This window comes from Bradyrhizobium sp. CAR08, assembly GCF_052871955.1.
This window is the reverse complement of the sequence record NZ_JBIXJX010000070.1, coordinates 1-2,224: the sequence shown is the minus strand read 5'-3', so window position 1 is coordinate 2,224 and position 2,224 is coordinate 1. Positions and strand designations below refer to the sequence as shown.

The window sequence follows — 2,224 nt, the reverse complement described above, 5'->3', positions numbered from 1 at the left end:
GGTGACGCCTAGCTGCCTTGATCATCAGAAGAATGATCTGCCACCACGTACACCGTAGCCAATAAGAGCTTCGCAGCGGCTTCGCCGCTTACATCTGATGGTGATGTTAGTTCGGCTGAAGTGTGATCGAAGCCAACCGCACTCGGACCTTGGTACTTCGGCCGCAGCGACCAATCGTTCGAATTAGAACACCATCAGCCTAGGTGGGCCACCGTAACCTATGATGACCTCAGGCTCAGAACGTCAGGCGGCGGTGCTGCCAGAGGACTCCCAGCAGCCACCCTCATCTCCGCCGGTCCCGGCTGCATCGCTTGCGCTCGTGCTGAAATGGTCCCCCTTTCCGCCAATCTCCATCTTTTTCACTCTTGTTATTGAAACTCCTATCGAAATGTCATTGTCACAAAATCGCGAGCAGAAATGCTCGTATTTAGGCCCTGGAAGGCCTTAGGAAGCCCAATGGCGAGTTCAAAATTGAGGTGAGCAAAAATCAGATTTGGAAACGAAGAATTCGTCGATATCTTTCATTATTGCTGTTTTGCCGAATTTGGCGCCGGTTGCAGTTAGCGAAGATCGCCGTATTCTGTTTTCCGTCGCCACTTGTTGGTGATGGTGATCGTCCACTTTAAACCGGTTGGCCGCATCACGCTAAAACACCATGAGCAGAGGACTGAAATGACCAGAGTTAGCGATTCTGGCCACGGCGAAGCTGTGGCTATTCGAGAAGGTGAGCCAAGGGCGAAGCGTCCGACCGCTGCCGAACGTAGGTACAACGCCGCCCTTCGGCGTTGGACGAATATGATTTTAACGGAAAGAAGGTATCGCGAACGAAGTATCCCGTGCGAGCTACCGGAAGGAAAGTTCCTCGTTCACAACCTTGCAGACTACGACAGCTGCGGGTTCAAGACCTGGGTGCAGACTGGTTCAAGGGCCCTTGTCCCCTGCAACTGCAGCTTTGGTGGGCGGATTAGGACCCGAAAGGGTGGGCGGGTCCTCGATGCTTCAGAAATAATGAAGCACTATAAGATTGATACAGACGTACTCTTCGCAGATCGCCCAGAGCCGCCTAAGGAGTGAGTGAGCCCATTTTGAGAAGTTAAGTGCTGGAGGAGCAGGCCACTATGTGAGCGTTGATGCCGCATCCGAAGTTTGAGCTGAGGCACGTTAACGTGCTTCAGTTCAGCCCTCTGTGACTCAGAACCGTAGTTGCCCAAACTCTCGGCGATTTAGCCGAGCGGATTGCTGCGGCCATTCGGATTCCAGCTCCAGAGGGGGACCGCCTCCTCCCACTTATCACTAAACAAAGAAATCAACATGATCGGCTTACGCAATAATCGGAATCAGGCCCGAGACATTATTGAGAAAGGCGATGGAAACATCGAAGCTCCCGCCGATCAATTGGGGGGCTCCTCAAGTGAAAGTCCAGAGACCGCCCAGCAAAACACAAGTGACGATTTCTGGTCGTCCTTTGTGGTGGCGAACCATCGGAGTGCAATATTCGCGGTCTACAAAGACGGACTCGGACCTATACTGGCAACAGCGGCTGCCTGTCTCGCGGCTGAGACGCAGCTCAATCCCTTCCAAAAGGGGGCGCTGCTGAAGGACCTTCCGTTCCGAAGAGCCAGCTTCTCCAAGTACGTGAGTATTGGGCACGACAGTCGCCTCAACGATTCCACAGTTCGTGAAAAACTTCCGCCGAAATTCAGTGTGCTGTATCTGCTGTCTGGCCTTAGCAGCGAGGAATTCGACGCACTTCAGCAGCAGGGACTCTTGACGTGCGGATTACGACGGAGCGTCTTGGAGCAATGGATAAAGGTTCGGCGGCAGCCGAAAATAGGAAAACCGAAGGTCTCGAAGCTGGCTAGAGCTTACGCCGCGGCTTTCAAGCCGCTTGTACTTCTCCCCCTCGATAGAGAGGAAGAATTTCGGGGCCGGTTGGAGACGTTGGGTGCCGAATTCGGCATGCAGGTCGTGTTTCCAGCTGACAAATACATGACCGACTGGGATCAAGCTCTTGAGTATATTCGGGAGGAATGCAGAAAAGCTGTTGACCATTTCCGTAGCCAAAAACGGCAGATACTGCTGTCGTACGGGAAGATACGTACGCATACGACGAAGGCCGCCTGATTGACACATGCGCGCGAGCGCGGCGAGTTCTACGATGGCGTTGCGTGAAGGTCAGGCGGCTTGCTGATCGGCGGACTTGCCGGCTTGGTGCAGGAGCTTC

Annotated in this window: 1 protein-coding gene; it reads left to right on the top strand. The window is 53.9% G+C overall.

Annotated elements, in window-relative coordinates; genetic code table 11:
* The first annotated feature begins 1,311 nt into the window (after positions 1-1,311).
* On the top strand, positions 1,312-2,124 hold the full coding sequence (locus ACIPUD_RS39705) for a hypothetical protein (RefSeq protein ID WP_446482980.1): 813 nt from the start codon (positions 1,312-1,314) through the stop codon (positions 2,122-2,124).
* Positions 2,125-2,224: the final 100 nt, after the last annotated feature.

Excerpts from the sequence above, each read along its gene's own strand:
- ACIPUD_RS39705 (WP_446482980.1), top strand. The coding sequence starts at position 1,312 with ATGATCGGCTTACGCAATAATCGGAATCAGGCCCGAGACATTATTGAG.